The sequence below is a fragment of the Paenibacillus glycanilyticus genome (genome assembly GCF_051200795.1).
GTDB lineage: Bacteria > Bacillota > Bacilli > Paenibacillales > Paenibacillaceae > Pristimantibacillus > Pristimantibacillus glycanilyticus.
Map to the genome: position 1 here is coordinate 1,615,091 of NZ_CP195155.1, position 26,699 is coordinate 1,641,789.

The 26,699-nt window shown below is 51.8% G+C and carries 24 protein-coding genes; 21 read left to right on the forward strand and 3 right to left on the reverse strand.

What is annotated here, in order from left to right:
* The first annotated feature begins 12 nt into the window (after window positions 1-12).
* The 14 genes from ACR9FF_RS07315 (at window position 13) to ACR9FF_RS07380 (ending at window position 17,396) form a co-directional block, all read left to right on the forward strand.
* A complete protein-coding gene (locus ACR9FF_RS07315; RefSeq protein ID WP_116393874.1) occupies window positions 13-234 on the forward strand; it encodes a hypothetical protein in 222 nt (73 codons plus the stop codon).
* A gap of 54 nt (window positions 235-288) precedes the next feature.
* Entirely contained in the window at window positions 289-675 is a 387-nt protein-coding gene (locus ACR9FF_RS07320; RefSeq protein WP_116393873.1) for a spore coat protein, read from the forward strand.
* A 94-nt stretch (window positions 676-769) separates the two neighbouring features.
* Window positions 770-1,261 carry an Lrp/AsnC family transcriptional regulator gene (locus ACR9FF_RS07325; protein WP_015843024.1) on the forward strand — a complete coding sequence of 164 codons (492 nt, stop codon included), beginning with the start codon at window positions 770-772 and terminating at the stop codon, window positions 1,259-1,261.
* A 13-nt stretch (window positions 1,262-1,274) separates the two neighbouring features.
* Window positions 1,275-2,483, forward strand: coding sequence for an aminotransferase class I/II-fold pyridoxal phosphate-dependent enzyme (locus tag ACR9FF_RS07330; RefSeq protein ID WP_127495029.1), 1,209 nt, complete (start codon window positions 1,275-1,277; stop codon window positions 2,481-2,483).
* Between the two features lie 112 nt (window positions 2,484-2,595).
* The gene (locus ACR9FF_RS07335; protein WP_127495028.1) at window positions 2,596-3,177 is read left to right on the forward strand and encodes a cob(I)yrinic acid a,c-diamide adenosyltransferase; all 582 of its coding nucleotides are present in this window, start codon (window positions 2,596-2,598) and stop codon (window positions 3,175-3,177) included.
* Window positions 3,174-4,124, forward strand: coding sequence for an RluA family pseudouridine synthase (locus tag ACR9FF_RS07340; protein WP_435170018.1), 951 nt, complete (start codon window positions 3,174-3,176; stop codon window positions 4,122-4,124). The genes ACR9FF_RS07335 and ACR9FF_RS07340 overlap by 4 nt, the downstream gene beginning before the upstream one ends.
* A 17-nt stretch (window positions 4,125-4,141) precedes the next feature.
* Complete coding sequence (locus ACR9FF_RS07345) at window positions 4,142-4,504, forward strand: arsenate reductase family protein (protein WP_435170020.1); 363 nt, start codon at window positions 4,142-4,144, stop codon at window positions 4,502-4,504.
* A 4-nt stretch (window positions 4,505-4,508) separates the two neighbouring features.
* The gene (locus tag ACR9FF_RS07350; RefSeq protein ID WP_435170022.1) at window positions 4,509-5,702 is read left to right on the forward strand and encodes an aminotransferase class I/II-fold pyridoxal phosphate-dependent enzyme; all 1,194 of its coding nucleotides are present in this window, start codon (window positions 4,509-4,511) and stop codon (window positions 5,700-5,702) included.
* Between the two features lie 661 nt (window positions 5,703-6,363).
* Window positions 6,364-7,221, forward strand: a complete 858-nt coding sequence (locus tag ACR9FF_RS07355) for a 5'-3' exonuclease (protein WP_116393868.1) — start codon at window positions 6,364-6,366, stop codon at window positions 7,219-7,221.
* Between the two features lie 282 nt (window positions 7,222-7,503).
* A complete protein-coding gene (locus ACR9FF_RS07360; protein ID WP_435170024.1) occupies window positions 7,504-15,186 on the forward strand; it encodes an S-layer homology domain-containing protein in 7,683 nt (2,560 codons plus the stop codon).
* Window positions 15,187-15,333: 147 nt separating this feature from the next.
* Entirely contained in the window at window positions 15,334-15,816 is a 483-nt protein-coding gene (locus ACR9FF_RS07365; RefSeq protein WP_435170026.1) for a GNAT family N-acetyltransferase, read from the forward strand.
* Window positions 15,813-16,331, forward strand: a complete 519-nt coding sequence (locus tag ACR9FF_RS07370; RefSeq protein WP_116393865.1) for a phage tail protein — start codon at window positions 15,813-15,815, stop codon at window positions 16,329-16,331. The genes ACR9FF_RS07365 and ACR9FF_RS07370 overlap by 4 nt, the downstream gene beginning before the upstream one ends.
* A 23-nt stretch (window positions 16,332-16,354) precedes the next feature.
* Window positions 16,355-16,852 (forward strand): phage tail protein, encoded by a 498-nt coding sequence (locus tag ACR9FF_RS07375; RefSeq protein WP_435170029.1) that lies wholly within the window; start codon window positions 16,355-16,357, stop codon window positions 16,850-16,852.
* 19 nt (window positions 16,853-16,871) lie between these two features.
* Window positions 16,872-17,396 (forward strand): phage tail protein, encoded by a 525-nt coding sequence (locus ACR9FF_RS07380; protein ID WP_435170031.1) that lies wholly within the window; start codon window positions 16,872-16,874, stop codon window positions 17,394-17,396.
* 38 nt (window positions 17,397-17,434) lie between these two features.
* On the opposite strand, the gene ACR9FF_RS07385 is transcribed toward ACR9FF_RS07380, so the two are convergent.
* Together ACR9FF_RS07385 and ACR9FF_RS07390 are read right to left on the reverse strand one after the other, a co-directional pair.
* Entirely contained in the window at window positions 17,435-17,707 is a 273-nt protein-coding gene (locus ACR9FF_RS07385; protein ID WP_201006524.1) for a hypothetical protein, read from the reverse strand.
* 57 nt (window positions 17,708-17,764) lie between these two features.
* Complete coding sequence (locus tag ACR9FF_RS07390; protein WP_174806559.1) at window positions 17,765-18,061, reverse strand: DUF3055 domain-containing protein; 297 nt, start codon at window positions 18,059-18,061, stop codon at window positions 17,765-17,767.
* Between the two features lie 213 nt (window positions 18,062-18,274).
* On the opposite strand from ACR9FF_RS07390, the gene ACR9FF_RS07395 reads away from it, so the two are divergent.
* Complete coding sequence (locus ACR9FF_RS07395; protein ID WP_116393861.1) at window positions 18,275-19,258, forward strand: HRDC domain-containing protein; 984 nt, start codon at window positions 18,275-18,277, stop codon at window positions 19,256-19,258.
* Between the two features lie 33 nt (window positions 19,259-19,291).
* Here the strand turns inward: ACR9FF_RS07395 and ACR9FF_RS07400 are convergent, their stop codons facing one another.
* Window positions 19,292-20,266: a zinc dependent phospholipase C family protein gene (locus tag ACR9FF_RS07400; RefSeq protein WP_435170034.1), complete on the reverse strand. Its 975-nt coding sequence runs from the start codon at window positions 20,264-20,266 to the stop codon at window positions 19,292-19,294.
* A 167-nt stretch (window positions 20,267-20,433) separates the two neighbouring features.
* On the opposite strand from ACR9FF_RS07400, the gene ACR9FF_RS07405 reads away from it, so the two are divergent.
* From ACR9FF_RS07405 to ACR9FF_RS07430, 6 genes are all read left to right on the forward strand, one after another.
* Entirely contained in the window at window positions 20,434-20,895 is a 462-nt protein-coding gene (locus ACR9FF_RS07405; protein WP_127495015.1) for a chemotaxis protein CheX, read from the forward strand.
* A 115-nt stretch (window positions 20,896-21,010) separates the two neighbouring features.
* A complete protein-coding gene (locus ACR9FF_RS07410) occupies window positions 21,011-21,784 on the forward strand; it encodes an SDR family NAD(P)-dependent oxidoreductase (RefSeq protein WP_317981624.1) in 774 nt (257 codons plus the stop codon).
* 24 nt (window positions 21,785-21,808) lie between these two features.
* The gene (locus ACR9FF_RS07415; protein ID WP_435170037.1) at window positions 21,809-23,227 is read left to right on the forward strand and encodes a DEAD/DEAH box helicase; all 1,419 of its coding nucleotides are present in this window, start codon (window positions 21,809-21,811) and stop codon (window positions 23,225-23,227) included.
* Between the two features lie 129 nt (window positions 23,228-23,356).
* Complete coding sequence (locus ACR9FF_RS07420) at window positions 23,357-24,556, forward strand: S-layer homology domain-containing protein (RefSeq protein WP_435170039.1); 1,200 nt, start codon at window positions 23,357-23,359, stop codon at window positions 24,554-24,556.
* Between the two features lie 135 nt (window positions 24,557-24,691).
* Window positions 24,692-25,444 (forward strand): ABC transporter ATP-binding protein, encoded by a 753-nt coding sequence (locus ACR9FF_RS07425; protein ID WP_127495011.1) that lies wholly within the window; start codon window positions 24,692-24,694, stop codon window positions 25,442-25,444.
* On the forward strand, window positions 25,441-26,694 hold the full coding sequence (locus ACR9FF_RS07430) for an ABC transporter permease (RefSeq protein ID WP_435170041.1): 1,254 nt from the start codon (window positions 25,441-25,443) through the stop codon (window positions 26,692-26,694). The genes ACR9FF_RS07425 and ACR9FF_RS07430 overlap by 4 nt, the downstream gene beginning before the upstream one ends.
* Window positions 26,695-26,699 lie beyond the last annotated feature (5 nt).

Here is a 26,699-nt window from a genome sequence, read left to right on the forward strand (position 1 = left end):
AGACGAAAACATATGCTTCAAGCTCTAACCGCGAAGGAACTGGAATATATCGCGGACTCGTTGTCCAATGAAGACCTGCTGATCAAGCAAAATGCACTGCTCGCGTCCCTCGCGACTAACCCGACATTAAGGCAAGCCGGCATGGCGGAATTGCAAACGCATCAGCAGCATTATCAAACGTTGATGCAAGCACTGCAGCAGCATCAGCATTTGGCGCCAACGCAACCACAATAACTACTTACGAAGCATAAGCGGCTTCGCAATTTATTTTAGGAGGGTCCATCAACCATGTACCAACAACAGCATCATTTGCCGGATGAAGATTTGGCGTATACCGTACTTGCCGATCTGAAACGGGTTGTACGCGAGTATGCGACGGCTGCGACGGAATCGACTTGCCCGGAAGTGCGTCAAATGTTTACCCATCTGCTGAACAGCACGCTGAAGCTGCAAGGGAACTTGTTCCAAGCGATGCAGTCTCAAAATATGTACAGCACGGCTTCTTCCGCGCTTCGTCAGGAAATCGACAAGCAAACGAAGGAATATCAGCAAACCCAGCAAAAAACGACTCAATATTTGCAGCAGCGCATGGGCAACTCCCAGCCGTCGTTCCCGCAGTACGGCCAGTTCCAGCAACAGCAGCAGAACCAGTCGCATCAGCCTTTCTACATGTAAAGACCCTTCGGGGTCTTTCGTTTTTTTTCTTTGCAGGAACCTATAATTCGTTGTAAAATATTTTAATAACCGCAGTTTTGGAAGGAGTTTGACGATGAACGAACTACAGCTGAAAGTGCTGGAGCTGCTCAAGGAAGACGCGCGACGCGACGCCGACCTGATTGCCGCCATGCTGAATGAGCCGGTGGAGAGCGTGAAGCAGGCAATCGCCTACATGGAAGAAGAACATATCATCGTTAAATATGCCACGGTAGTAAACTGGAGCAAGGTTGATGACGAGAAGGTTACGGCATTGATCGAGGTTCAAATTACGCCTGAGCGCGGACGCGGCTTTGAAGGCATCGCCGAGCGCATATACTTATATCCGGAAGTGAAATCGGTCTATCTGATGTCCGGGGCATACGACTTGCTTGTCGAGATTGAAGGTAAGAATCTGAAAGAGGTTGCCTCTTTTGTTTCCAATAAACTATCACCGATCGACAAAGTGCTGTCGACAAAAACGAACTTTATTCTGAAAAAATACAAACAGGACGGAATTATCTTCGAGGAGCATGAAGGTGACCATCGATTGATGATTTCGCCATAAGAGGGTGATGGCTATGATTAAAGACGAGGTAACATCGAATCATCGCCAATCAATGGCTGATTATTTGTCGCCGCTTGCTCGGAGCATCAAACCGTCAGGCATCCGGCGCTTTTTTGATTTGGTTAGTACCCGTAAGGACGTAATTACGCTTGGCGTAGGCGAACCGGATTTCGTAACGCCATGGCATGTGCGCGACGCTGCTGTGTACGCGCTCGAGAAAGGCAAGACGCAATATACATCCAATGCCGGCATGCCGGAACTGCGCGAAGCGATTGGTCAATATTTGAACGATTCCTTTGCCGTTTCCTATAATCCGGCTAACGAGGTTCTGGTAACGGTCGGCGGCAGCGAGGCGATTGACCTTGCCCTGCGGGCCTTGATCAGCCCGGGCGACGAGATTCTTATTCCGGAGCCCTGCTATATTTCCTATTCGCCAATTACGACGTTAAGCGGCGGGAAAGCCGTTGGCATCGAGACCTTTGCGAAGGATAATTTCAAGCTGAAGGCGGAATCGCTGCGTGCGGCGATAACGCCAAAGTCCAAGGTTCTTATTTTATGTTATCCAAGCAATCCAACCGGCGGTATTATGACTTATGAGGACTGGCTGCCAATCGCTAAAGTTGTCGAAGAAAACGACCTGATCGTTATTTCCGACGAAATCTACGCGGAGCTTACTTACGGCTCCAAGCATGTGAGCTTCGCTGCTATCCCCGGCATGAAGGACCGGACGCTGCTTGTGAGCGGCTTCTCCAAAGCTTTTGCCATGACCGGCTGGCGGATGGGTTACGCATGCGGTCATCAGGATCTGATTGGCGCCATGCTGAAGATTCATCAATATACCGTTATGTGCGCGCCGATTATGGCTCAATATGCGGCGCTTGAAGCGTTGACTCCTCATGGCCTGGAAGAAAAGGATCGGATGATGGAGTCTTACAACCAGCGCAGAAGGCTTGTTGTGAAGGGCTTCCGGCAAATCGGACTGGAGTGCCACGAGCCGGAGGGAGCGTTTTACGCTTTCCCATCCATTACGTCAACGGGTCTAACCTCCGAGCAATTCGCGCAGCGGCTGCTGGAGGAAGGGAATGTCGCTGCTGTTCCCGGCGATGTATTTGGCCTGGGAGGCGAAGGACATCTGCGCTGCTCCTACGCAACATCGGTTGCCCAGCTTACGGAAGCACTTGACCGGATTGGACAATTTGTCCATAAGCTGAAGCAAGGCTAATAGCAGTAGAGGAAAACAGGCAGGGCGCGCCCTTGCCTGTTTTTTTGCGAAATGAACAAGCAGATATATGGTATAGTGAAGGGAACTATACCCTTAGGAAGGGCTGATTGGTATGAAAATTTATACTCGTACGGGCGACAAGGGCCAAACCTCGCTTATTGGCGGGCGGGTTCGCAAAGACGATATCCGCGTTGAAGCTTATGGCACAATCGATGAGCTGAACTCCTTTGTCGGGCAGGCGGCAGCGGAGGCTGCCAAGCACGAGGAATTGAAGGATATGGCCGCGCTCCTCGTCGATATTATGCAGGAGCTGTTTGACTGCGGCTCGGACCTCGCCTATGCAAGCCCGGGGGCTCCGCTTAAAGTGACGGGAGAGGCGGCAGTCAGGCTTGAGGCGATGATCGATCAATATACCGACGAGGCGCCTGAGATTACAAGATTTATTTTGCCGGGTGGCAGCTCCGTATCGGCTTTGCTGCATGTATGCCGGACCGTATGCCGGCGGGCGGAACGCCGCGTCGTTACGCTTGCAGCGGAGCATCCTGACAATCCGGCTAATCCGGAAGTGCAGAAATATTTAAACAGGCTGTCGGACTTTTTCTTCGCGGCGGCAAGAGCGGCGAACGCGAAGCTTGGCGTGCCCGATACCGAATACGTACGGAGTGCGGAAGTGTTCCGCAAGAAATCGAAATGACAGTAAAAGATATAGCGGGTTATTACAAAGCGCTGGCCGTTGAGGTCGGCGCTGATCTGGCAGGAAAAGACGTCAGGACGGTGCTGGAGCGGAAGCTGGGCGTATCCCGCTCGCTTCTGTCCCGGCTCAAGCTGACTGAATATGGCATTACCATTAACGGAGTAAGGGCATACACCACGGCGAAAGTGACCGAAGGAGATTTGGTCGCCATCCGGATGGAGGAAGAGATCTCGGAGGATATTTTGCCGCAGGATCTGCCTTTATCGATTGTGTTCGAGGACGATTATCTGCTTGTCGTGAACAAGCCCGCGGGCATCATCGTCCATCCGACCAAAGGACATTACACCAACACGCTCGCGAACGGGATCGTCTATCATTGGCAGGTTAACGGTGAACGCGTCCGGTTCCGTCCGGTACACCGGCTGGACGAGGATACATCGGGACTTGTCGTCATTGCCAAAAATCCGTACATTCACCAGCAGCTGTCCGAACAGCTGCAGGCCGGAACCATAATGAAAATGTATTGCGCCTACGTTTACGGTGCGCCATCCCCGGCAGAAGGAACGGTAGATGCGCCAATTGACCGCGACCCGGAGGATCCGCATGTTCGAATCGTAACGCTGGAAGGTTATCCTTCCGTTACGCATTACAAGACGACGGATGTATACGGCGAGGGACAGGCAGCAAGAGTGAGATTAAAGCTGGAGACGGGGCGCACTCATCAGATTCGAGTCCATATGAAGCATATCGGCTGTCCGCTGATTGGCGACGGCATGTACGGACGGCAGTCCGGCAAGGTAGACAAATGGGAGACAGCCGCCGGACGCCAGGCGCTTCATGCGGAGACGCTGGGATTGACGCATCCGATGACGAAGGAATGGATGGAGTGGACGGCTGCGCTGCCGCCTGATCTTGAGAAGCTGGAACTGGCGCTAAGAGAGTGCTAATAGGAGGATTTACACAGATGAGCAAGCTGATCATATATCAATATCCGAAATGCGGTACATGCCGCCAAGCCGTCAAATCGCTTCAAGCAAAGGGCAATGAGCTGGATCTGAAGCATATTGTGGAAGAGACGCCAACTCCCGCCGAACTGAAAGTGCTCGTACGAAACAGCGGATTGGAACTGAAGAAATTTTTTAATACTTCCGGCGAAGTGTACAAGGCGCTTGGCTTGAAGGACAAGCTTGGCAGCATGAGCGAGCAGGAGCAGCTTGAATTGCTGGCTTCCCATGGCATGCTGATCAAACGCCCAATCGTAACGGACGGCCAAAAAGTAACGGTTGGGTACAAGGAAGAACAATACGAGCAAGTATGGAACGGGTGACGGGATGAGGAAATCGTGGCGTTCTGAACGGTTGTCGCAGCTAGGCTCTTCGATCTTCGCCGAGGTCGCGGAGTGGAGAAAGGAAGCAGCCGGCAAAGGCAGGGACATTATCAACCTTGGCATCGGCAGTCCGGATAAGCCTCCAACGGAGGCAGTAAGAAAAGCGCTAAGCGAAGCGGCGCTGCGCACGGATATTTACGCTTATCCGGGTACGCATGGAAGTACGGGTTTTCGTAGGCAGGCAGCCGCCTGGATGGAGCATCGGTTCGGAGTAAAGCTGGATCCCGATCATGAGCTGGTCTCCCTGATGGGCTCGCAGGACGGCTTGTCGCATTTGGCTATGTCATTGTGTAATCCGGGAGATGTGGTTATCGTGCCCAATCCGGGCTATCCGATTTATACGGCGGCACTGGCGTTGGCAGGCGTGGAGCCTTATTTGCTGCCGCTGAAGGAAGAGAATCATTTTCTCCCTGATCTCGATTCCGTGCCGGTTGAAGTGTGGGAACGCGCAAAATTTATTTTGCTGAACTATCCGGGCAACCCTGTTTCGGCTGTTGTTGATCCTGCCTTCTTCGAGCGATTGCTCGCTAAAGCGAGGCAATACGGAGTGCTGGTCGTCCATGATGCGGCATACTCCGAAATGGCCTTCGACGGTCATGAACCCCCAAGCATATTGGCCGTTCCGGGAGCATTGGATGGAGCGGTAGAATTCCATTCTTTGTCCAAAAGTTTTAATATGGCCGGCTGCCGCATCGGTTTCCTTGCGGGGAATCGAGAAGCGGTTGGAGCGCTGCGAGAGCTGAAAGAAAACATCGACTATGGCGTATTTGGCGCAGTTCAGGAAGCGGGCGTAGCGGCACTGCAGGAGGCGATGTCCGATTCTGCGCCGCCTAAAGCCGGCGTATTATATGAACAGCGGCGGAATTCGTTTATCGAGGCATTGGCCGCTGAAGGCTGGGCTGTGGAAAAGCCGAAAGCGACCATGTTTGCGTGGGCAAAGCTGCCGGAACGCAGCGATGGCACAACATGGACTTCCCGCGAGTTCGCCCGCGGTCTGCTGGATCAGACGGGTGTTGTAGTTATACCGGGCGAAGCGTTTGGCAGCGAGGGCGAAGGGTATGTGCGGATTGCTTTGGTCGAAGACGAAGCAAGGCTGCGTGAGGCTGCTCGGCGGATCGGCGCGTTTCTTAGAGGCTAGGATCCTGATTGCGATGCGGCACTACGCAAGCCAATACTCTTCCGATCGCCATTGTCCCCGAATTTCTTGTTTGTAATCCGCTAGCGGATGAAATTCGGGGGACAAAAGCGAACGTTTCACTTCTCCAGAGTATTGGCTTGCTTCGCTTCGTCCAGCAATTTTATAGGGGCCGTTTGCATCACTCGTAACCTGAGTGATGCAGGTTCTTTATATGTCATCACTCGGAATACGAGTAATGGATCTTCAATAGTTTGTCATCACTCGGGAATTGAGTGATGGAGTACGGTCCACGGCCGTACACGGTTTTGGCTTCATCTTCATGCAAATTCAGCGGCATTAAGAGAGGTTGGGAGCGAAGAAACGGAGCGAGTAAAGAGGTGGGGAGCGGGAAGCGGAGTAAGGGAATGTTCTTGAGAAGCGTAGCGTTCGCCTTTGTTTTCAAAGTTTATCATCCGACAAATTATAATCCGAGAAACTTTGAAAACAACAGCGATCGAAAGAATATTCCCTTACGCAGCGACCCCAGCGACCCATCCTCCCGAGAAAGCTTTTGCAGTGACCAGCCAGCGACCTAGCATCCAATGCCAGCTTTTGCATTACAATGAACGCCAAAACTGCTGTACAATAGAATTATATTATGGTGTAGAGGATGGCCTTTCGAATGAACGAAAATAAAATTCTTATCGTAGACGGAATGGCGCTGCTTTTCCGGGCCTTTTTCGCTCAGCAATACAGCGCTAGAAGACTGGCGGACGGTACGCCTACCAATGCGATCTACGGTTTTATGCAATATCTGTTTGACGCGGTGAACCAGTTCCAGCCCACCCACGTGGCGTGCTGCTGGGATATGGGGAGCAAAACGTTCCGAACCGAGATGTATTCGAATTACAAAGCGAACCGGCCGGAAGCTCCGGACGATTTGATCCCGCAGTTCTCGCTCGTGAAAGATATCGTAGCCGCGCTTGGCATTCCGAATATCGGAATCGAGGGTTACGAAGCGGACGATTGTATCGGCACGGTATCGAAGCAGCTTAGCCAGATGGCTCATGTGTACATCCTGACGGGCGACCAGGATATGCTGCAGCTGGTTGAGGAACGTATTCATGTTGTCATTATGAAAAAAGGCAGAGGCAATTATGCGGTCTATGATCTAGGTTTTCTTAAAGAAGACAAAGGTATCCATCCTTTCCAGGTGATTGAGATGAAAGGCCTGACCGGCGATACAAGCGATAACTACCCGGGTGTCAAAGGGATTGGCGAGAAAACGGCTTTGAAGCTTCTTCAGGAGTTTGAGTCAATCGATGGCATTTTGAGCAATCTGGACTCTGTGTCCAAGAGCATTAAAGCGAAGATTGAAGCGGATCTGGATATGCTGCATTTGTCCCGGACGCTGGCGCGAATTAACATCGAAGTGCCGGTTGCATGCAGTTTGGAAGAATGCGTATGGAGCGTACCTGCCGAAGCCGAAGTTGTATTTGAAAAATATCGTCTGGCCTCATTATTGAAAATTATCGTTTAACTTGAAGGCAGCTGCTTCTGCAGCTGTCTTATTTTTTTTGCCAAAAAATACTAAGTTTTTGTTGCGAAGAAAGGAAACCGGAAAGAAATGTCGAACTGGTAACGAAGACCTATATTGGCTAAAAATAAGCAACTTCTCATGTTAGCATTGCCCATTGGTGATAACAGGGTGGCTGGGCAATTGAGAGGGTTTTTGGCGCGCGAAAACCGGCGGATCTGCTAGCGACGGAAGGGAACAAACGGTACGGGGCAGGGGTCATCTGAACAAACAAGGAGGCGGATTATGAAAGGTGTTTTACGAAAAATAGGAATGGCGGTTATGTCGGTTATTCTGGCATTAATCGTGTTCAGACTGCTGCCCGCGCAAACGGGTTATGCGGCAGCGCTGGCTCCTATTCCGGCAAGCGTGGATTATTTCCACGATAATACAGGTTATTATTTTAACGGGGATGATTCCGTAGGTCCGGGATATAGCTGGATTGGAACTTATTTTGATTCGGCGTATGGAAATTCCGTAACGGTAATGCAATTTGATTTGGGCAATATACCCGTTAACGATACCGTTACGAGCGCAATACTAAAGCTTTACGTGCCGTACGTAGACTACGATCATACAGACCCAACCCCATTATTTGTGAATGTCTACGGTTCAAATGACGATACGATTTCGGAAACTTCCCAAAAGATCCCGACCAAAGACGTTACCATCATTAATGGACAGACCGGCATTGTGCAAAATCAGTTTTTGCTGCTAGATCTTACTTCCTATATTAAGACCCAGGCTACGGGCGACAGAAAAGCGACTCTTGTGCTGACCAGCAAGGATACGCCTGGAAAAAGCAATCAGTTCGCCATCAATTCCAACAACGCGCCTTCCGACAAACCAGCGCTGGTAGTGACTACGGCAACAAACGCAAAAGTACTGTCGGTGACGACTCCGCCGAATGGAACCTACACTGCCGGGCAAAACCTGGACTTTACGGTGAATTTTGACCGAATCGTCAATGTAACGGGGGCGCCTTCCATCCCTCTGACAATTGGTTCGACGACTGTACAGGCAACTTATGGATCTGGTACCGGCACTACCGCCCTCACCTTCCGCTACGCCGTAGCGAACGGTCAGCTTGATACGGATGGTGTGCAATTAGGCGGTTCAATCAGCCTCAACGGCGGCACCATTAAAAATCTATTGAATGAAGACAGTATTCTTACCCTCACTAATATCGGCTCTTTAAGCAATGTAAAGGTAGACGCGGCAGCTCCGACGGTAGGCTCAGTCAGCGTGCCGGCTAACGCGACCTACGGCAGCGGACAAAACCTCGCGTTTACGGTCAATTTCAATGAACCTGTAAACGTAGCGGGCGGAACGCCTAGCCTTGGCCTTACTATCGGTTCATCAACCGTGCAAGCCAATTACTTAAGCGGTTCGGGAACAAGCTCGCTTGTATTCCGTTACGATGTGCAGGACGGACAATCGGATGCTGACGGAATAACGGTAAATTCGCTTGCCCTCAATGGAGCAACCATCAAAGACCTGGCAGGAAATGCGGCTGCATTGACTCTAAATAGCGTTGGCAGCACGGCAGGCGTAAGAGTTGATGCCGTAGCACCAACCGTCAGTTCGGTAAATCTGCCTGCAGGAGGTACCTATAAGACAGGCGACCCACTTAACTTCACCGTCCATTACAACGAGAATGTAAACGTAGCGGGCACTCCCTATTTGCCGGTTACAGTTGGCGCATCTTCGAGGCAAGCAGCCTATGTTTCCGGATCAGGAACGCAAGACCTTCTGTTCCGCTACACGGTCCAAGCGGGAGATCTTGATGCCGACGGAGTTCAGCCAGGGGCAAATCTGGCGCTGAACGGGGGGAGCATTCGGGATGCGGCAAACAACAACGCAAATCTCGCGCTCTCCGGCATCAGCGCCAATATCGTACTGGTAGACGCGGTTGCCCCAACCGTCAGCAGTGTAACCGTGCCAGCTAACAAAACGTATCTCGCCGGGCAAGAGCTCGAATTCACGGTTCAGTACGACGAGCCGGTGGCGGTTACGGGAACGCCTTATTTACCGTTAACGATCGGCAGTAAGGCCGTTCAAGCAACCTATGTTTCCGGATCGGGAACAGCAAACCTCTTGTTCCGCTATACCGTTCAGGAGGGAGATTACGATGCTGATGGAATTGCGATTACTTCAACCCTGAACTTGAATGGCGGTACATTAAAGGACGCCGCCACGAACAATGCCAATCTAGCCTTAAATAATGTTGGAAGTACGGCGGCGGTCTTGGTGGACGCGACAGCCCCAACCGTTAGCAGCGTTGACGTGCCGTTGAACGACACCTACGGCCCAGGGGATAATCTGGACTTTAGGGTTCATTTTAGCAAAAAGGTGGTCATTGCTGGGGGAACGCCTTCTATTCCGTTAACGATTGGATCCTCTACGGTACAGGCGCAATATTTATCCGGAACGGGTACGAACACGATAGTATTCAGCTATGTCGTGCAAGCTGGCGACAATGATAATAACGGCATTGAAGTCGGCAGCACTATTTCCCTGAATGGCAGTACGATAAAGGATGAATCGGATAATAATGCCGTTTTGACTTTGGCTGGCGTGGGCAGCACCACAGCGGTCTTGGTTGATACGACGGCACCGGCCGTTGCGAGCGTAGATGTACCTGCAGGTGGCAGCTACAAATCAGGCTCCATTCTGGATTTCACCGTTCATTATTCCGAGAATGTTGCGGTTACGGGGACTCCGACATTGCCAGTCACCATTGGTTCTTCAACGGTCCAAGCCGCGTATGTATCCGGTACGGGGACAAACGCCCTTTTATTCCGGTATACGGTGCTTAGCGGACAGGTAGATTTGGATGGCATCGAAGTTGGCAGTGCACTGGCGCTGAATGGCGGAACGCTGAAGGATGAATCGGACAATGCGGCGGTTTTGACCTTGGCAGCGGTTGACGATACCAGTGAAGTGCTTGTCGATGCGGTAGCTCCATCCATTACTAGCATTGATGTGCCGGCGGCTGGTATATATAAATCCGGCAGCAGCTTGAGCCTTACGATTCACTATGATGAAAAGGTTGCCGTAACCGGTACGCCTTATATTACGTTAACGATCGGAAGCACTGCGGTCCATGCCGCTTATACGTCCGGATCGGGTACAAAGGATATTACGTTTACTTATTCCGTTCACGCCGGCGACGAGGACACAGACGGAATTGAATTAGGCACCGTAGTGTTAAACGGAGGAGCGCTGAACGATGCAGCCGGTAATACGGCTAGCTTATCGCTTGTTGCAGCGGGCAGCACCAACGGGGTGCTGGTTGATACCACAGCACCAACTATCGCAAGCGTAGATTTGCCGGACAACGGCATTTACAAAGCCGGGGACAAGCTCGAATTTACCGTTCATTATGACGAGAAGGTTACGGTAACCGGCGGAGCGCCTTACCTGCCGGTAACGATAGGATCGGCCACGGTTCATGCCGTTTACGCGTCGGGTTCGGGTACAGGCGCGTTGCTGTTCGAATACGAAGTGCAGGCGGGAGATAATGACCTGGACGGCATTCAAGCAGGCAGCTCCATCCAATTAAACGGGGCAGCACTTCAAGATGCGGCAGGCAATGCCGCCGTTCTGAGCTTGACAACAGGCAGCACCAGCGGAGTGCTGGTGGATACCGCCGCGCCTTCCGTCACAAGCGTGCAAGTGCCTAGCAGCGGTTATTACAGCGAGGGTTCGGCTCTAAACTTTACGGTTCACTATAATGAGAAAGTAACGGTTACGGGTACGCCGACCCTTCCGATTACGATTGGTTCTTCAACTGTTCAGGCGGCATACGTAACGGGAGCGGGAACGGATTCTTTGGTTTTCACCTATACCGTGTTAACGGGTCAGGTGGACTTGGACGGAATCTCCGTGGGCGCTTCGCTCAACTTAAATAGCGGAACGATCGCAGATACGGCCGGAAATGCGGCGGCTCTGACGCTCGCTTCGGTAGGCAGCACAAGCAACGTCTTAGTCGATGCGATAGCTCCGTCGATTGAAAGCGTAGACCTGCCCGCAAATGGTTTCTACGTGGCAGGCGATCATCTGGATTTTACGATTCATTACGACGAGGCGGTAACGGTTACCGGAACGCCTTCGATCGCAATTACGATTGGTTCTACTACGGTGCAAGCCCAATATGATTCGGGTACGGGGACAACAGATCTGCTGTTCCGCTATACCGTACAAACCGGCGACAATGATGCGAACGGCATTGAAGTTGGAGCCTTGAGCCTAAACGGCGGAACGCTGAAGGACGCAACCGGCAACAACGCCGAAGCGGTTCTTGGCGGCCTAGGCAGCACAGCGGGGGTAAGGGTTGATGCGGTTGCCCCAGCGGTAACAAGCCTGGATGTTCCGGCAGACGGAACGTACAAAGCAGGCGAGGCTTTGATCTTTACGGTTCATTACGATGAAGTTGTTCACGTTTTTGGAGGAACGCCATATTTGCCCGTAACGATTGGGACTACGCCAGTAGAGGCTTCTTACGTGTCCGGAACCGGAACCAATGCGCTGGTATTCCGGTACACGGTAGTAGCCGGCCAAGAAGATACGAATGGCATTGAAGTTGGCAATGCGGTAAATCCGAGCGGAGCTTCCATTGTGGATTTGGCAAGCAATGCCGCTGGCCTTGCTCTTGCGGGAGCAGGCAACATTAGCGCGGTACGCGTCGATGCGATTGTACCAACCGTTGCAAGCGTTGCTGTTCCGGTAAACGGGACCTACAAAGAGGGAGAACAGCTGGATTTTGTGGTTTACTTCAATGAGAACGTAACAGTCAGCGGCGGAACGCCGTATTTGACACTTACGCTTGGTTCGACTGCCGTCCATGCGGAGTACGTATCGGGCACGGGAACAAGCGAATTGTTATTCCGTTACACGGTTCAAGCCGGCGACCTTGACGGAAACGGCATAGAAGTAGGAAATGCCATTGCCTTGAGCGGAAGCGCGCTGAAGGACGCGGCCGGCAATGCGGCAGACTGGACGCTGGCTTCCGTAGGAAGCATAAGCGCTGTCCTCGTGGATGCGATAGCCCCATCGATTGAAAGCGTGGATTTGCCTGCGAACGATGTTTACGTGGCAGGCGATCATCTGGATTTCACGATTCATTACGATGAGGAGGTAACAGTCAGCGGAACGCCTTCGATCTCGATTACGCTTGGTTCGACTGCGGTGCAAGCCCAATATGTTTCGGGTACGGGGACAAAGGCATTACTGTTCCGCTACACCGTGCAGACCGGGGACAATGATGCGAACGGTATTGAAGTCGGAGCCTTGAGCCTGAACGGCGGAACGCTGAAGGACGCAACAGGCAACAACGCCGCAGTGGTTCTCAGCGTTCTGGGGAGTACGGCTGGAGTGAAGATTGACGCCGTTGCTCCAAGCATTACGCAGGTTGATGTTCCGGCAAGCGGCTCTTACAAAGCGGGTGCAAACCTCCAGTTTAAGGTTCATTTCAGCGAGAATGTTCTTGTAACCGGCGGTAACCCGGAGCTTGATGTGAAGCTTGACGGTAAAACCGTTCAAGCGTCGTATGTTTCGGGATCGGGCACAAACGCTCTTGTATTCCAATATGAAGTGCAAGCCGGAGATACCGATTCGGATGGCATTGAGCTTGCTGCGGCAATCGCCTTGAAAGGCGCTGTAACAATCGCAGACCAAGCAGGCAATGCGGCTGTACTTACTCTTGCAAGCGTAGGCGATATTAGCGCGGTACTGATCGATACTGCGGCACCTGTTGTGAGTCTGGTCAGCGTACCTGCTGACGGAACGTATCATGCAGGGGCAAGCCTAGATTTTATCGTTAAAGCAAGCGAACCGGTTATTCTGAATGTTACAGCCGGAAAACCATACCTTGAAGTACAGGTTGGATCCGCTGTCGTTAAAGCGGAATACCTTGAAGCTGTATCGTCAAGCGAGCTCAAGTTCCGTTACACGGTACGTCTGGAGGATCAAGATGCGGATGGCATAAGCGTGGATTCCGGAGCATTAGCCTTAAACGGAGCCGTTATTTCGGATGCTGCAGGCAACGGCTTCAGCACAACGCTTAACCATATCGGCGCTACCCAGAACATCAAGGTCAGCAACAGCCTCTCGATTACGCCGAGTGAAGCAAACTGGACGAATAAAGACGTAACGGTGACCATCACGACTGATCCTGACAACGAGATAGAGTACAAGCTGGGCAGCAGCGGGACATGGACGAGCTATACCGTTCCCGTAGTTGTAACTCAGGAAGGACTAACAGCCTTTTACGCAAGAGTCATCGACCCTGATCATCACATTAGCGAGGTCAAATCAGTCGAAGTGAAGATCGACAAGACGGCCCCGGTTATCGTGCTGAACGGCAATGATACGGTTATTGTTTATAACGGCAGCACCTATACGGAGCAAGGGGCTAAAGTGCAGGATGCGAATCCGGCAGCTCCTCTTGCTACGGTTACCGGAACGGTGAATACGACGGCGCTTGGAACTTACACGCTGCATTATAACGCGGTTGACCTTGCAGGCAATCAAGCGGTAGAAGTCATTCGTACCGTAAATGTGGTCAACAGACCGGTCAGCAACACAAACGTACGCCAAGTGACGGTTGAAGTCGGAGACCCCAATCATCCGCAGGTTGTCGTGCAGATTGATATTGTACGCGAGGTCATCGGCGGCAAGAAAGTGGACACCGTCATGATGAACGAGGACAAAATCAAACAAGCGGTTGAAAGCGCAATTGGTGCCCACCAAGGCACGATAAGAATTATCGTGGACGATATTCCCGGAGATCCGGCAGATAAGGTGAAAGTAAAACTGTCGGTCAACTCCATCAAGTATCTCCTCGAAAGCTCGATACAAGTGGTGATTCAAACGGAAAATGCGTCGCTTCATCTGTCCACAGAGGCACTCAGCGCGATGAAAGGCAGTCAGGAGTTCTTCTTCGATATCCTGCCAATCCGCAAGAAAGAAGAGCAGGATGCGGTGAAGGACAGAACGGTTAACGCGGAAGCCATCCGCAAAATTGCGAACGCAGGCAAAGTGAGCGTGATCGGCATGCCAATGACAATCGAGACGAATCTGCCGAAAGTAGCCGTTCAAGTGACGTTTCCGCTGGATTCCAACGTGATTCCAAGCGACCTGAATCAAAGAAAGCTTTTCCTTGCCGGTCTTGGCGTGTACATTGAACACTCGGACGGCGAGAAGGTATTCCAGCGCGGTAAAATTGTCTATAACGACAAAGGATACCCGGTAGGCATTCAAATCGAGGTAAACAAGTTCAGTACGTTTACGATTGTGTCGGCCGAAGGCGCAGCCGTGCATCATAACGCCTATATGACGGGGTATTCCGACGGCACTTTCCGTCCGAATCAATCGGTAACAAGAGCGGAGATGAGCACCATGCTGTATCGTCTTTTGTCAGGCACTCTTCCGGGCAAAGGCTCCGTTACCGCTTTTACAGACGTATCCGGCAGCTTCTGGGCTTCCGAAGCTATTCGGTGGGGGCAGCAGGTAGGCATTCTCAGCGGTTACCCGGATCACAGCTTCAAGCCAAACGCCACGATTACGCGAGCTGAAATGGCGGCTATTATAGCGAAATGGCTGCAGCTTGATCCCGGTGCCGCGAATCCGGCGTTCCGCGACGTGAAGGGGCATTGGGCGTCTGCCCACATTGCTGCGGCGGCAAAGCTTGGTTACATGACCGGATACTCGGACGGCACGTTCCGTCCCGACCAGCCGTTGACCCGTGCCGAAGCGGTTGTCATTGTTAACCGGATTCTAGGCCGCGGTCCGTTAACCGGCGTAACAACACCTACTTGGAAGGATGTACCGGCTTCTTTCTGGGCGTTTGGAGCTATTGAAGAAGCTTCAAGGTCTCATGACGCGGCACGGGATACCGGTGGCGGCGAAACATTTATACCGGAATAAATCTATCCATTTTGAAGCCCTTGCCTAATTCAGGCAGGGGCTTTTTTTAATATTTTTATACATTAATTGACAATATCCGTCTCTTAAATCTATAGTAGAATTGCACTACTTTTTGCTAATATTTACTACTTAAAAAGTGGGGGTGCGATGCTGATATTCGAATCTGCTTGTCCTGAAGATGCTGATTTTTTGTTTGAGGTTTATGCCGATACAAGGCGCGAAGAGATGGAAGCCTGGGGATGGCCGGCAGGGGACGCAGAAGCTTTTCTGCGCATGCAGTTCGAGCTTCAGGCCAGGTCTTATGCGTTGCAGTTCCCGGAGGCCGTTACGCAAGTAATAACGCATGACGGGAATCGAATAGGAAGGATCATTGCGTCCAGGCGCGGCTCTATTCATCTCGTTGATATTTCCTTGCTGACCGCTTACCGCAATAAGGGAATTGGAACGGCGGTAATAACAAGCCTACAGGAAGAAGCAGAGGCAGCAGGTCTACCGGTTAAGCTCAGCGTATTGGAGCACAATCAGGCAAAGCGGTTGTACGAAAGACTTGGCTTCAAGGCTATAGGAGGAACATCTCCTTATATTTCTATGGCCTGGCAGCCGGATACGAGAGAGGAGCAATTAATATGAGTGATCAGTACGTAGGTGAAATTCGCATGTTTGGAGGCAATTTCGCTCCTGTCGGCTGGGCTTTTTGCAACGGTCAGGTATTGTCCATCAGCGAAAACGAGGTTTTGTTTTCCTTGATCGGCACAACGTACGGCGGTGACGGTACATCTACCTTTGCGCTGCCGAATATGCAGGGGCGTTTGCCTGTACATACGGGACGCAACAATACGACAGGCAGCATGTACGTGATTGGCCAGAATGCGGGTACCGAATCCGTTACGTTGACTATGAATCAGCTTCCCGTTCACTCCCATGCAGCGAACAGTTCGACTTTATCGGGAACGAGCAGCAGTCCGGAGAATGCTTTTTGGGCGGTCAGCGACAAAAATCTGTATTCCGACGCAGCCCCCAACGTTACTTTAAACGCTGCAGCTATAGAAGCGACCGGTGGAAGCCAGCCTCACGACAATATGATGCCTTATCTGGCTGTTTCGTTCATTATTGCCCTTGAGGGGATCTATCCGACCCAATACTAGAAAGAGAACAAGGAGGAAATATCATGGCAGAACCGTTTCTTGGCGAAGTAAGACAATTTCCGTTCAACTTTGCTCCAAAGGGCTGGGCGCAATGCAACGGCCAGCTCATGTCGATCCAGCAGAATCAGGCGCTGTTTTCTCTTCTTGGCACAACGTATGGCGGCGATGGCAGGACCACCTTCGCTCTTCCGAATCTGCAAGGACGCGTTCCGGTTCATCCAAGCCAAACCGTCGTATTAGGGCGGACGGACGGCGAGGAAGTTCATACGCTTACCATTAACGAGATGCCGCAGCATAATCATCAGGCTAAGGGCGGATCCGATGCTGCGGGATCGGGGCCGGCCGGAAAAACCTGGGGAACCTCCACCAGCGTTACGCCTTTTGCTCCGCAGCCCAATGCGACTATGTCACCGAATGCCATCGCGCAAGCGGGTGGCAGCCTGCCCCATAATAATATGCAGCCGTATCTAGTTGTCAATTTCTGTATTGCACTACAAGGAATTTATCCTCCGAGAAACTAGTAGAAAGGACTGAAACGAGATGGATCCATACGTTGGCGAGATTCGGTTGTTTGCAGGCAACTACGAACCAAGAGGCTGGGCATTCTGCAATGGTCAAATTATGTCAATCCAGCAAAATACAGCTTTGTTCTCTTTGCTTGGCGTCACTTACGGAGGCGATGGCAGAACGACATTCGCTTTGCCGGATCTTCGAGGCCGCGCACCGATGCATTGGGGACAAGGACCGGGACTTTCGCATAGAGATCTAGGCGAAATGAATGGCGAATCCAGCGTAACGCTGCTTCAGACCGAAATTCCTGCCCATACCCATCTGGCAAACGCGCAAGCCGCTTCTAACAAAACGGAGGCGCAGAATGATATTTGGGCAATGGCGGGCGCGCCTGGCCGGGGCGGAATCCAGTATTATTCCGATAAAACGGATGTTTCCCTTAATCCGATGGCGGTAGGAATTACAGGAGGCTCTCAGCCGCACAACAATATGCAGCCTTACCAGGCACTTAATTTTATTATCTCTTTGGAAGGCATATTCCCTCAAAGACCATAACGGCAAACAAAGCCCCGGCCATTGGCCAGGGCTTTGTTTTATGGTTCATCCATTGCATCAGGGAGCGAGTCGTAATCATCATCGCCCGCAAAATCACGGTTGTATTCCTCGTGCATTTGGCGATTCTCATAGCCGTAAGGCCTCGAGGAACGCTGATCCATGCGCCAAGGACCGCTTTTGCCAGTTGGCCCCGTTATGCTCGAGCCGTAGGAACCGTCCGGGAACTCCTCGTGCGAGAGATCATTCCTTTGCGATTCCACCGTCGATAAATCCGTGTATTCGCTACGGTCTTCGTCCAAAAACCGATCCACCGATATCTCCTCCTGAAATGGCTTAAGTTTGCGTTCGCCCTCTCAGTGTACCCTTGATTAATCGGTAAAATTCACCGTTCCTACTACAAAATATAAAAATTGGGCCAGCTCGGCCGCTTCTTCCTCCGTCAGTTGAAAGGTATGTTCCAGATAACCCTCCTCTTCCAGATCATCCGGGCCGATGATAGCCGTACGTCCGGCTTGAAGATCGGTAATAAGCTTCTTCCCGTAAAATCTTGCCGTCGACATAATAGCGAGGTCGAAACGCTTCATGCTTGGCGTAATAAACGTCACGAATCTCGTGGACGTATCTTCCGTTGTATCGGACATAAAATCATAATCAGGCAGCAGCATGATAAAGCCTCCATAAATCGTTTGCACACATTATACAATAAGAAAACGCTTGTAAGAAAGGTACGGTTATGTTAGCATTAAACTAATCGAATAAACGAACGTGAGGAAGCACCTCTCTTGCATTTTTTGCAGGAGGGGTGCTTTTTTTTTGCGTTTAGGCTTGCTTACGTTTATTCGCGCGATTATCCATTTTGGTCGAGGAGTGAATGAATCATGCAAATCGTTTTTCTGAACACGTTTGAAAAGCCGGTTGAGGACGGCACCATTGTTACGGGAAAGCTCTCCATCTGCGAGAGAGACGGCATCTGGGCAGTCTTGTGGTCGGAGGGGGATGCAGAGGCAGTCAGCTGGTTTGAAGGTACGTCCTGGGAAGAAATGCTGATCGGCTTCCGTCATGGCGTTGCGGTAAAAATGGGCGAAGGCTATACGCCTGTCGTAGACGGCATGCTGGAGGAGAAGCGTGGGGGAGCCGGCAGCTTCTTGTCGATGCTGCAATGCTACGGCGAGCTACATGCGAAGCAGGAGCTGTTCGAGGCGCTTCGGGAATGGCGCCGCAAGAAGGCAGTCTCGGAGAAGCGTTCGGCTTATTTGGTTGCCACCAACCGGATGCTGTGGATGATTAGCGCATTTGTTCCGTATACAACGGAAGAATTGCTGCAAATTCCGGGCTGGGGAGAGCAGAAGCATGCGGCCTACGGGCAGGAGCTCTTGGAAATAACGGTTCAGCATGGCCGCGAGACCGATTTTCCGCTGAAATGGGTAACCGAGAAGCTGGAGCCGGCTGCGTATACCCAATGGATGTATAAGCAGAAGGAGGCACGATACAAGAACGATATGATCCGGCAGCAGCAGAAGAAGCGGATATTAAGCTTTGTATTTGAAGGCGGTTCGATGGAACAGCTGCAATCGGAGCTTGAGCTTCCCCGCCGCGAGATTATGGACCGGATTGAACAGCTTGAAACGGAAGGCTACGATTTTGAACCGCTTATTGCCAGAGAGCTCGCGGATATGCCGGATACGGAAAGAGAGCTGATCTGGGAAACGTTCCGCCAGGCCGGCGACCGTTACTTGAAGCCCGTGCTGCAGCAGGTATACGGGGAAGACAGCTTGAAGGAAAAGCAGATGGATGTGCTCTATGAGAGGCTGCGCCTTGTCCGCCTCCACTACCGGAAGTCCGCGAAGCAGCAAGCGATGTAATTGGTGAGGGAAGAAATAAAGGAAGCTCCCGCTTTAGGGGGCTTCCTTTATTCCGCCATCCGGCCAAATCGGCTCCGCATAGCGAATGCTCGCGCCGGAATCGCAGGGAAGTCCGGTCTCATAGGAGAGGTTGCCGATAAGACCTTCTGCATGCTGACGAAGCTCCGGCCTTCCGCTGCCTTCTCTTAAATAGCGAAGAACCGCGGGAATAACCAGCAGCGCATCCTCCATCGCATGGTTCCATAAGGTCCAGGCGGTCTCGTTTCGGATAACGGTTTTGTCCGAAGGATCAATCCATGGCGTTCCGGCTTCGTTCAGCACGTCGTAAGGCACTTGCTTCCGAAAGACAAAGGGTTCAATCTGCCCGAAGGTAACGGATCGTTTAATAGAAGTTGGATCGTGGAACAGACGTTGAGCCCGGATCATATCCCGGACTGCGTTATTCCAATCTTCCTCTCGGACGACCGGAGCAAGCTCCGGATAGAAGCTGCCGGTAATGGCTTGGAAGGCTTTCACTACAGCTTCCGGCAACCGGCCTCCTATGTCGATTTTACGCCATACCGGTGTTTTCCACGTTTCGATTCCCCATTGCCGCCTGGCAATAATCGTATCCATCATGACCTCGTAACGCTGATGATCCCATTTGCGGAAGCCGGATCTGCTGAAGACAAGCGGGTGCATATGCCGGTCGAGCACATGGTGGAGCACAAATCCCAATGCATACACAACAGCCGGATCAGGCTGACCGGCCACCGCGGAACGTCCGGCAACCGAATCAAGCAGCTTCATAAGGACAGGCCCGCAGTCCCGGTTATGCATGTCGCTGCCAAGCTGGATCATGGGCGATTGTCCCTGCCACGGCAAAAAACGGTGATAGAATAGGAAATCCGGACCCTGACAGCCCATATAAAATAACCGGCGGAGCGGTTCCGAGGCTGCAAGCCCGGACTCTTGCAGCTGATCAAGTACTTTTTGGCCAAATATGAGATGCGCCCAAACGTTAGGCATGGAAGGAAACCTCCACTTTTTGTCAAATTAAGTATGAAAAAGTGACTATATGCGTAGGACTTAAGGTTCAATAATGATAATATTAGTATACTTGTCCTACGTATTTAAGTATAATGGAAATAGAATAGACTACGTGCGAATTTTGTCGAAAAGGAGCGTTCCCGCTAATGAAGGCAGAATACATTAATCCGTTTCTCGAAGCCGCAACGATCGTCATCGAACAGGTGATCCAGATTCGGCCTTCCACCGGAAAGCTAGGCTTGAAGAATATCGAATTAGTAGAAAATCACATTTGGATTCAGATTGGGATTAATGGGCAAATGAATGGCGACATTGTATTCGGGCTGAGCGAGCAGGTAGCTCTGAAGATGGTCTCTGCCATGATGGGCGGATTTACGATCTCCGAGCTTGACGAGATCGGTCGCAGCGCGATATCCGAGCTTGGTAACATGATTAGCGGTAACGCAAGCACCATGCTTTTCAATCAAGGGGTAAGCGTAGACATTACGCCTCCAAAAATTATTCAGTCTGCTAGCGCCGAAAGCTTATCTGCAGGACAGGCATTAACGGTACCTCTCATAATGGACGGAATCGGTCAATTTGATATTCAAGTCCTAGTCGCATCGTAACATAGAAGCAGGCTCCTTCGGGAGCTATTTTTTTTGTTTTATTTTTTGCTAATCAGGGATTGATCAAGTACACTTAAGAGATGAGAATGAGCGAAGCGGATGCAGGTGATGATGAGTGTTAAAGGGGAAAATTGTCCTTATTTCCGGAGCCTCCAGCGGAATTGGAGCGGTCACGGCAAAACAGCTGGCTAAGCTTGGCGCGTTGCCGATCTTGACCGGGCGGAATCTGGAACGGCTTCGCAAGCATGCAACCGTCATCGGTGCGGCATGCCCGATGTATCAGATGGATGTAACCGATATGAAGCAGGTGCAGCAGACCGTTGATGCCATTATAGCGAAATACGGCAAAATCGATATTCTTCTGAACAATGCGGGCTTTGGCAAATTCGAGACCTTCCTGGAAGCAGAGGTAGAGAGCTTCGAGCAGATGATGGACACCAACTACATGGGGGTTGTCCGCTGCACGAAAGCCGTGCTGCCCTACATGCTGAAGCAGGGAAGAGGACATATTGTTAATATTGCATCCATGGCGGGGAAAATCGGTTCCTCGAAGTCTACCGGTTACTCGGCAACCAAGCATGCGGTGCTTGGCTTCACCAATTCTCTGCGCATGGAGCTGAACGGTACCGGCGTTATGGTATCGGCGGTTAATCCGGGTCCGATCCGTACCGAATTTTTCGATGTCGCCGATCCTTCGGGCACTTACGTGAAGAACGTAAGCTGGTTTATGATGAAGCCTGAATACGTGGCATCGCAAATTATAAAAGTGATGGAACGGCGGAAAGCCGAAGTGGACCTGCCAAAAACAGCGGCTGTTGGCATTAAGCTGTATCAGCTGTTCCCGCGCATCGCCGACCGAGTATTCGGCGGCTGGTTTAATCGAAAATAGCGGTGAAATAAGAGAGGAACGTATATGAGTCAAAAGACATGGAATGATCTAGGCATTACGAAGGCGCTGGGCGATAAGCTGGAAGCGAACAACATAAAGGTACCATCGGCCATCCAAGCCGAAGCGATTCCGACCTTGCTGGAGGGCCGGGATGTATCGGCGCGTTCGCAGACGGGCTCAGGCAAGACGCTGGCCTATTTGCTGCCGATGCTCCAACAGCTGAAGCCCACATCGGGGGCCATTCAAGCGATTATCCTGGCTCCAACGCAAGAGCTGGCGATGCAAATCGTCCGTGTAGCCGAAGGCTATGCGGAGCCGCTTGGCCTTCGCGTCCAGCAGTTGATCGGCGGCGCGGCGATGAAGCGCCAAATCGAGAAGCTGAAGCTTCGCCCGCAGATTGTCATCGGTACGCCGGGGCGGATTCACGAGCTGTTGAAGCTGCGCAAGCTGAAGCTCAGCGAGGTGCGTCATATTGTTATCGATGAAGCGGATCAGGTATTTGAGCTTGGTTCGACCCGCGAGGTGGAGACGATCCTGTTCGCCATGAGCCAAGAGCGCCAGCTGGCCTTTTTCTCCGCAACGTATCCCGACGTGATGGCACGGTTCGAAGGACGCTGGATGAAGGATACCGTCCGCATTCAGATTGCGCCGGAGCAACGGGTATCGGAGACGATTGATAACTTTTACGTCGTATGCGATAAACGGGACAAGCCGGATGTCGCAAGAAGAATTGTCCGCATGCTGAAGCCGGAGTCCGCGCTTTTGTTCCTGAATATTACCGAAAATATCGCGAACTGGGAAGCGAAGCTGAGCTATGAAGGCTTCTCCGTAGAGACCTTGTACGGCGATTCGGACAAGCAGCGCCGCGCAGCAACGCTGGCCAGATTCCGTGAAGGAAAAACGCAGCTGCTTCTCGCAACCGACGTAGCGGCCAGAGGTCTTGATATTGAGGGTCTGCCGCTTGTCATTAACCTGGAGCCTCCTATCGATGCGGATCATTATGTTCACCGCGCTGGCCGTACCGGGCGGATGGGCCGGAAAGGAACCGTTATCTCGCTCATTACGCCTCAAGAACGGTTTATTATGGACAAGTTCCGCAAGTCGCTTCGGATTGAGCTTCCGGAGAAGGCGATGTACAAAGGCGAATTCGTGGCTCCAAGCGAGCTGCCAAGCAAAGTGGTGGCAAGACCGTCCCCGCGCCGGACTCCCGAAGAGCAGGAAGTCAGCACGCGTTCCTTTGTTGCGCCGAAGAACAGCAAGGAATGGGAATCGCTGCTGAAGGAAGAACGGAAGCCTAAAAAAGGCGCTGCTAAACCAGACAGCGCAGCTCCGGCCCCGCGTCCAAAGCAGGCTGCTGCCAAGCAGGAGAGGCTCCGCGACAAGAAGGACAAGGGCGCTCCAAAGTGGCTGAAGGCGAAGCGCGAAAATCAGGATAATCAATAAAAAACCAAATAAAAGAAATTTTTTTTGAAAGCCACCCTCCCAAAACTTTAGACCTTCGACGAAAACGTATAGGCGAAGGTACAAGCGGAATATTTTCCGTCAAAAAAGTACAAGGGAGAGTGGCTTTTTATGAAGAAACAAGCGGTATGGAAAAAAACGGTGATCTCTTCGATGGCAGTAATGATGCTCGCAGGCGGTGCGTCTTCGGCATTCGCAAACGGTAACCATAACGACAATGGCGGAAATAAAGGCGACGATCGCGGCGGTAAAAAAGAAGTTAAAGTGAACTGGAAATTCAAAGACGAAGATGATATGAAATGGGCAATGGAATATATTATGCGTCTTGCATCGAAAGGCGTATTTACCGGTTATGAAGACGGTACGTTCAAGCCGAACCAAAAAATTTCCCGCATCGAAACTCTCGTTTCAGCGGTTCGTCTGATGGGACTTCGCGATCAGGCGGAATCGACGGCAGAAATGAGCACGAAGCTTAACTTTAAGGACGCCGATCTGATCGCGAAAAAATATCCGTGGGCTGTTGGTTACGTAGCGGTTGCGGTTGAGAACGATCTGTTCTCCGAAACGGAAACTTCGGTAAATCCGCAAGCGAATGCAACTCGTCTGTGGGCGGCAACAATTCTCGTTAAAGCGCTTAAACTGGAAGATGAAGCGAAGGCGCTTAACAATACGCAGCTTGATTTCAAGGATGCGAAAAACATTCCGGCGGGTTCCGTTGGGTATGTGGCTCTGGCTATCAAAAAAGGAATCATTACGGGCTACAACGATAATACGTTCCGTCCGAACCAGCCGGTTTCCCGCGCGGAGCTTGCTGCCTTGCTCGACCGCACGGATTCCGAAATTCCGGATAACGACGGACAAGCTATCACGGGCAAGCTGAAAGCAGCTGCTTCGAACGGTCAAATTACGATTACGCAATCGAATGGTACGGATGTAACGCTTGCTTTGGATCCTAACGTCTTTATTTTCAGAGAAGACAAGAAAGCAGCGGTAAGCGCGCTGAAAGCCGGCGACGAAATTCTTGTCCGCACTTATCAGAACAAAGTTGTGTTTATTGAAGTAACTAAAGCAGCCGTTGATCAGTCCACTGTATTTGACGTTACGGGCAAAATCAACACGATTACTTACAACGCCAACGGCAAGCTGGCTACGATCTCCATCTCGAAGCAAGACGGAAACCAAACAACGGTAACCATTTATAACGTTGCGGATAACGCGCTTATTGCCGGCGACCGAAATAATCTTGTAACAGGCCATGATGTTAGAATTCAAGGCAAAGACGGCGTTATTGCGGGTATTACGATCCTTTAATAAGAATTGAATGGAAGCAGGTATTCCTTCCCTCGCGGAAAGGAATACCTGCTTTTTTTTGATATTGCGGCTGTAATTCGGTATGCTGATAGGAGAAGAGCAACTTATTTTATAGGTAATTGTAGGTGACGGAATATGAGCGAGCCCATTTTGCAGGTGGCCGGATTAACCGGCGGTTACAGCCCGCGGCGTCCCGTGCTTCATGATGTGACGTTCGAGGTGCGCGCAGGAGAAATGGTAGGATTAATAGGACTTAATGGTGCGGGCAAAAGCACAACGATTAAGCATATTCTCGGGCTTATGAAGCCGCATCAGGGGCAGGTGAAAGTGGACGGCGTTACGCTGGAGGACAACGCGGAGCGTTACCGCTCCGCTTTTGCCTATGTGCCGGAGACGCCAGTCCTATTCGACGAGCTGACAGTGGAGGAGCATTTGCGTCTGACCGGGATGGCCTATAATGTGGCTGAGCCGGCATTTGGCGAACGGCAGGAGCAACTGCTGGACGAATTCCAGATGAGGCCCAAGCGCGGGGCATTTGCTTCGCATTTGTCCAAGGGGATGAAGCAGAAGGTAATGATTATGAATGCGCTGCTATCCGAACCGCCGCTTTACATGATTGACGAGCCGTTCTTAGGCCTGGATCCGTTAGGTATTCGTTCTCTGCTTGAACGGCTGGTTGAAGTGAAGAAGAAAGGCTCGGCTATTCTGATGAGCTCCCACATCCTGTCGACGGTGGAAGCGTATTGCGACCGGTTTATCGTTATGCATCAAGGCAAGGTGGCTGCATACGGCACGCTTGAAGAGGTATGCAAGACTGCCGGAATCGAAACGCGCGGCGGGGCGCTGGAGGATGCCTTTTACAAGCTTGTCACCGAGGGACGCCAATGAGCGGGGGAGGTCGGTCGCTTGAGGCTTTATGGCTCAAGCGGTCAGGAGAATTCCGGAAAGAAGTAACTCCTTATTTCGGTTATATGGCGCAAAGCGGGTTTCCGTTGTTTATGTCGTTTATCGTGTTGTCATCCGCCTTTGGTTACATCAGGCTGATCCGGGATCTGCCAAGCGGATTTCCGATTACGCTTGTTGGTACCGTGGCCTTGTTTATTATTCTTAGCTGGAGTCCGCTTCGAACCTGGCTGACCTCGCCTGATATTGTCTTCCATATGCCCCGTGAGGCGGAAATGGGCGGCTATATGCGCAGAAGCTTCCGCCGCTCGGCAATTATGACTTCTTTGCTCGGGATTATTGTGATCCTGCTCTACTGGCCGATTTACCGGCAAGGGGACGGGGAAGCCGGCTTTTTGACTTTGCTGCTCTTTTGTGCGGTCATGCGGGCGGCAAACCTGCGGGGGGCGTGGAAGGAACGGAAATTCGCCTGGTCCGGTGTCCGCCTTCTGTTTCGGTTTTTTCGCTGGGCGGCGAATGCGCTTGCGCTGGCGGTTACGCTGACGAGCGCGCCGTGGCAGGCTGCATTGTTCCTGCTGCTGCTTCTTGTCTTGTTCGCTCTGCTGTACCGGCTGCCGGACAAGCATTCGTTCCCATGGGAACGGCTGATTGAAGAAGAGGCTCGAACCCGAAGAAGCTACTATCATTTTTTCGGCTTATTTATCGATGTTCCAACGATGCCTTCCCGTACAGCATCCAGGGCTTACCTGGCGTGGGTTTTAAGGTATATCCCGAACCGGCACCGCCTGACTTACGTATATTTGTACGCGGCGTCTCTTGTAAGAACGGAGATTGGCGGCATCGTCTTGCGGCTTACCGTGTTGTTTGCGCTTATCGTTTATTGGTTTGCGGAGGACGGATGGCTGTCGGGTTGGGGAGCTGCCGGAGCTTATTTCATCCTGCTGCAGCTGGTAGCCGTACAGCTCGGGGGATTGCGGCATTCCCATCGCTATTCCGTCTGGCGCCATGTCTATCCGCTGCCTGAAGCCAAGCGGATGGACAGCCTGATCCTTGTAGACCGGTGGGCGTTTGCGACGGTTTCATTCCTCATGTGGCTGCCGACAGCCATCATGCTGCTGGTTCAAGGGCTCATCGTTCCGGCGATTGTCGCGCTGTTGGCTGCTTACGCGCAGATTCTGTTCTTGCGTCCCGGCCGTTTGCGCCGCAAGCTAGTCGAAGATGCGGAGGAGGAATGACGGTT

Coding starts and splice junctions, on each gene's coding strand:
- ACR9FF_RS07315 (WP_116393874.1), top strand. CDS start 13: ATGCTTCAAGCTCTAACCGCGAAGGAACTGGAATATATCGCGGACTCG.
- ACR9FF_RS07320 (WP_116393873.1), top strand. CDS start 289: ATGTACCAACAACAGCATCATTTGCCGGATGAAGATTTGGCGTATACC.
- ACR9FF_RS07325 (WP_015843024.1), top strand. CDS start 770: ATGAACGAACTACAGCTGAAAGTGCTGGAGCTGCTCAAGGAAGACGCG.
- ACR9FF_RS07330 (WP_127495029.1), top strand. CDS start 1,275: ATGATTAAAGACGAGGTAACATCGAATCATCGCCAATCAATGGCTGAT.
- ACR9FF_RS07335 (WP_127495028.1), top strand. CDS start 2,596: ATGAAAATTTATACTCGTACGGGCGACAAGGGCCAAACCTCGCTTATT.
- ACR9FF_RS07340 (WP_435170018.1), top strand. CDS start 3,174: ATGACAGTAAAAGATATAGCGGGTTATTACAAAGCGCTGGCCGTTGAG.
- ACR9FF_RS07345 (WP_435170020.1), top strand. CDS start 4,142: ATGAGCAAGCTGATCATATATCAATATCCGAAATGCGGTACATGCCGC.
- ACR9FF_RS07350 (WP_435170022.1), top strand. CDS start 4,509: ATGAGGAAATCGTGGCGTTCTGAACGGTTGTCGCAGCTAGGCTCTTCG.
- ACR9FF_RS07355 (WP_116393868.1), top strand. CDS start 6,364: ATGAACGAAAATAAAATTCTTATCGTAGACGGAATGGCGCTGCTTTTC.
- ACR9FF_RS07360 (WP_435170024.1), top strand. CDS start 7,504: ATGAAAGGTGTTTTACGAAAAATAGGAATGGCGGTTATGTCGGTTATT.
- ACR9FF_RS07365 (WP_435170026.1), top strand. CDS start 15,334: ATGCTGATATTCGAATCTGCTTGTCCTGAAGATGCTGATTTTTTGTTT.
- ACR9FF_RS07370 (WP_116393865.1), top strand. CDS start 15,813: ATGAGTGATCAGTACGTAGGTGAAATTCGCATGTTTGGAGGCAATTTC.
- ACR9FF_RS07375 (WP_435170029.1), top strand. CDS start 16,355: ATGGCAGAACCGTTTCTTGGCGAAGTAAGACAATTTCCGTTCAACTTT.
- ACR9FF_RS07380 (WP_435170031.1), top strand. CDS start 16,872: ATGGATCCATACGTTGGCGAGATTCGGTTGTTTGCAGGCAACTACGAA.
- ACR9FF_RS07390 (WP_174806559.1), bottom strand. CDS start 18,061: ATGCTGCTGCCTGATTATGATTTTATGTCCGATACAACGGAAGATACG.
- ACR9FF_RS07395 (WP_116393861.1), top strand. CDS start 18,275: ATGCAAATCGTTTTTCTGAACACGTTTGAAAAGCCGGTTGAGGACGGC.
- ACR9FF_RS07400 (WP_435170034.1), bottom strand. CDS start 20,266: ATGCCTAACGTTTGGGCGCATCTCATATTTGGCCAAAAAGTACTTGAT.
- ACR9FF_RS07405 (WP_127495015.1), top strand. CDS start 20,434: ATGAAGGCAGAATACATTAATCCGTTTCTCGAAGCCGCAACGATCGTC.
- ACR9FF_RS07415 (WP_435170037.1), top strand. CDS start 21,809: ATGAGTCAAAAGACATGGAATGATCTAGGCATTACGAAGGCGCTGGGC.
- ACR9FF_RS07420 (WP_435170039.1), top strand. CDS start 23,357: ATGAAGAAACAAGCGGTATGGAAAAAAACGGTGATCTCTTCGATGGCA.
- ACR9FF_RS07425 (WP_127495011.1), top strand. CDS start 24,692: ATGAGCGAGCCCATTTTGCAGGTGGCCGGATTAACCGGCGGTTACAGC.
- ACR9FF_RS07430 (WP_435170041.1), top strand. CDS start 25,441: ATGAGCGGGGGAGGTCGGTCGCTTGAGGCTTTATGGCTCAAGCGGTCA.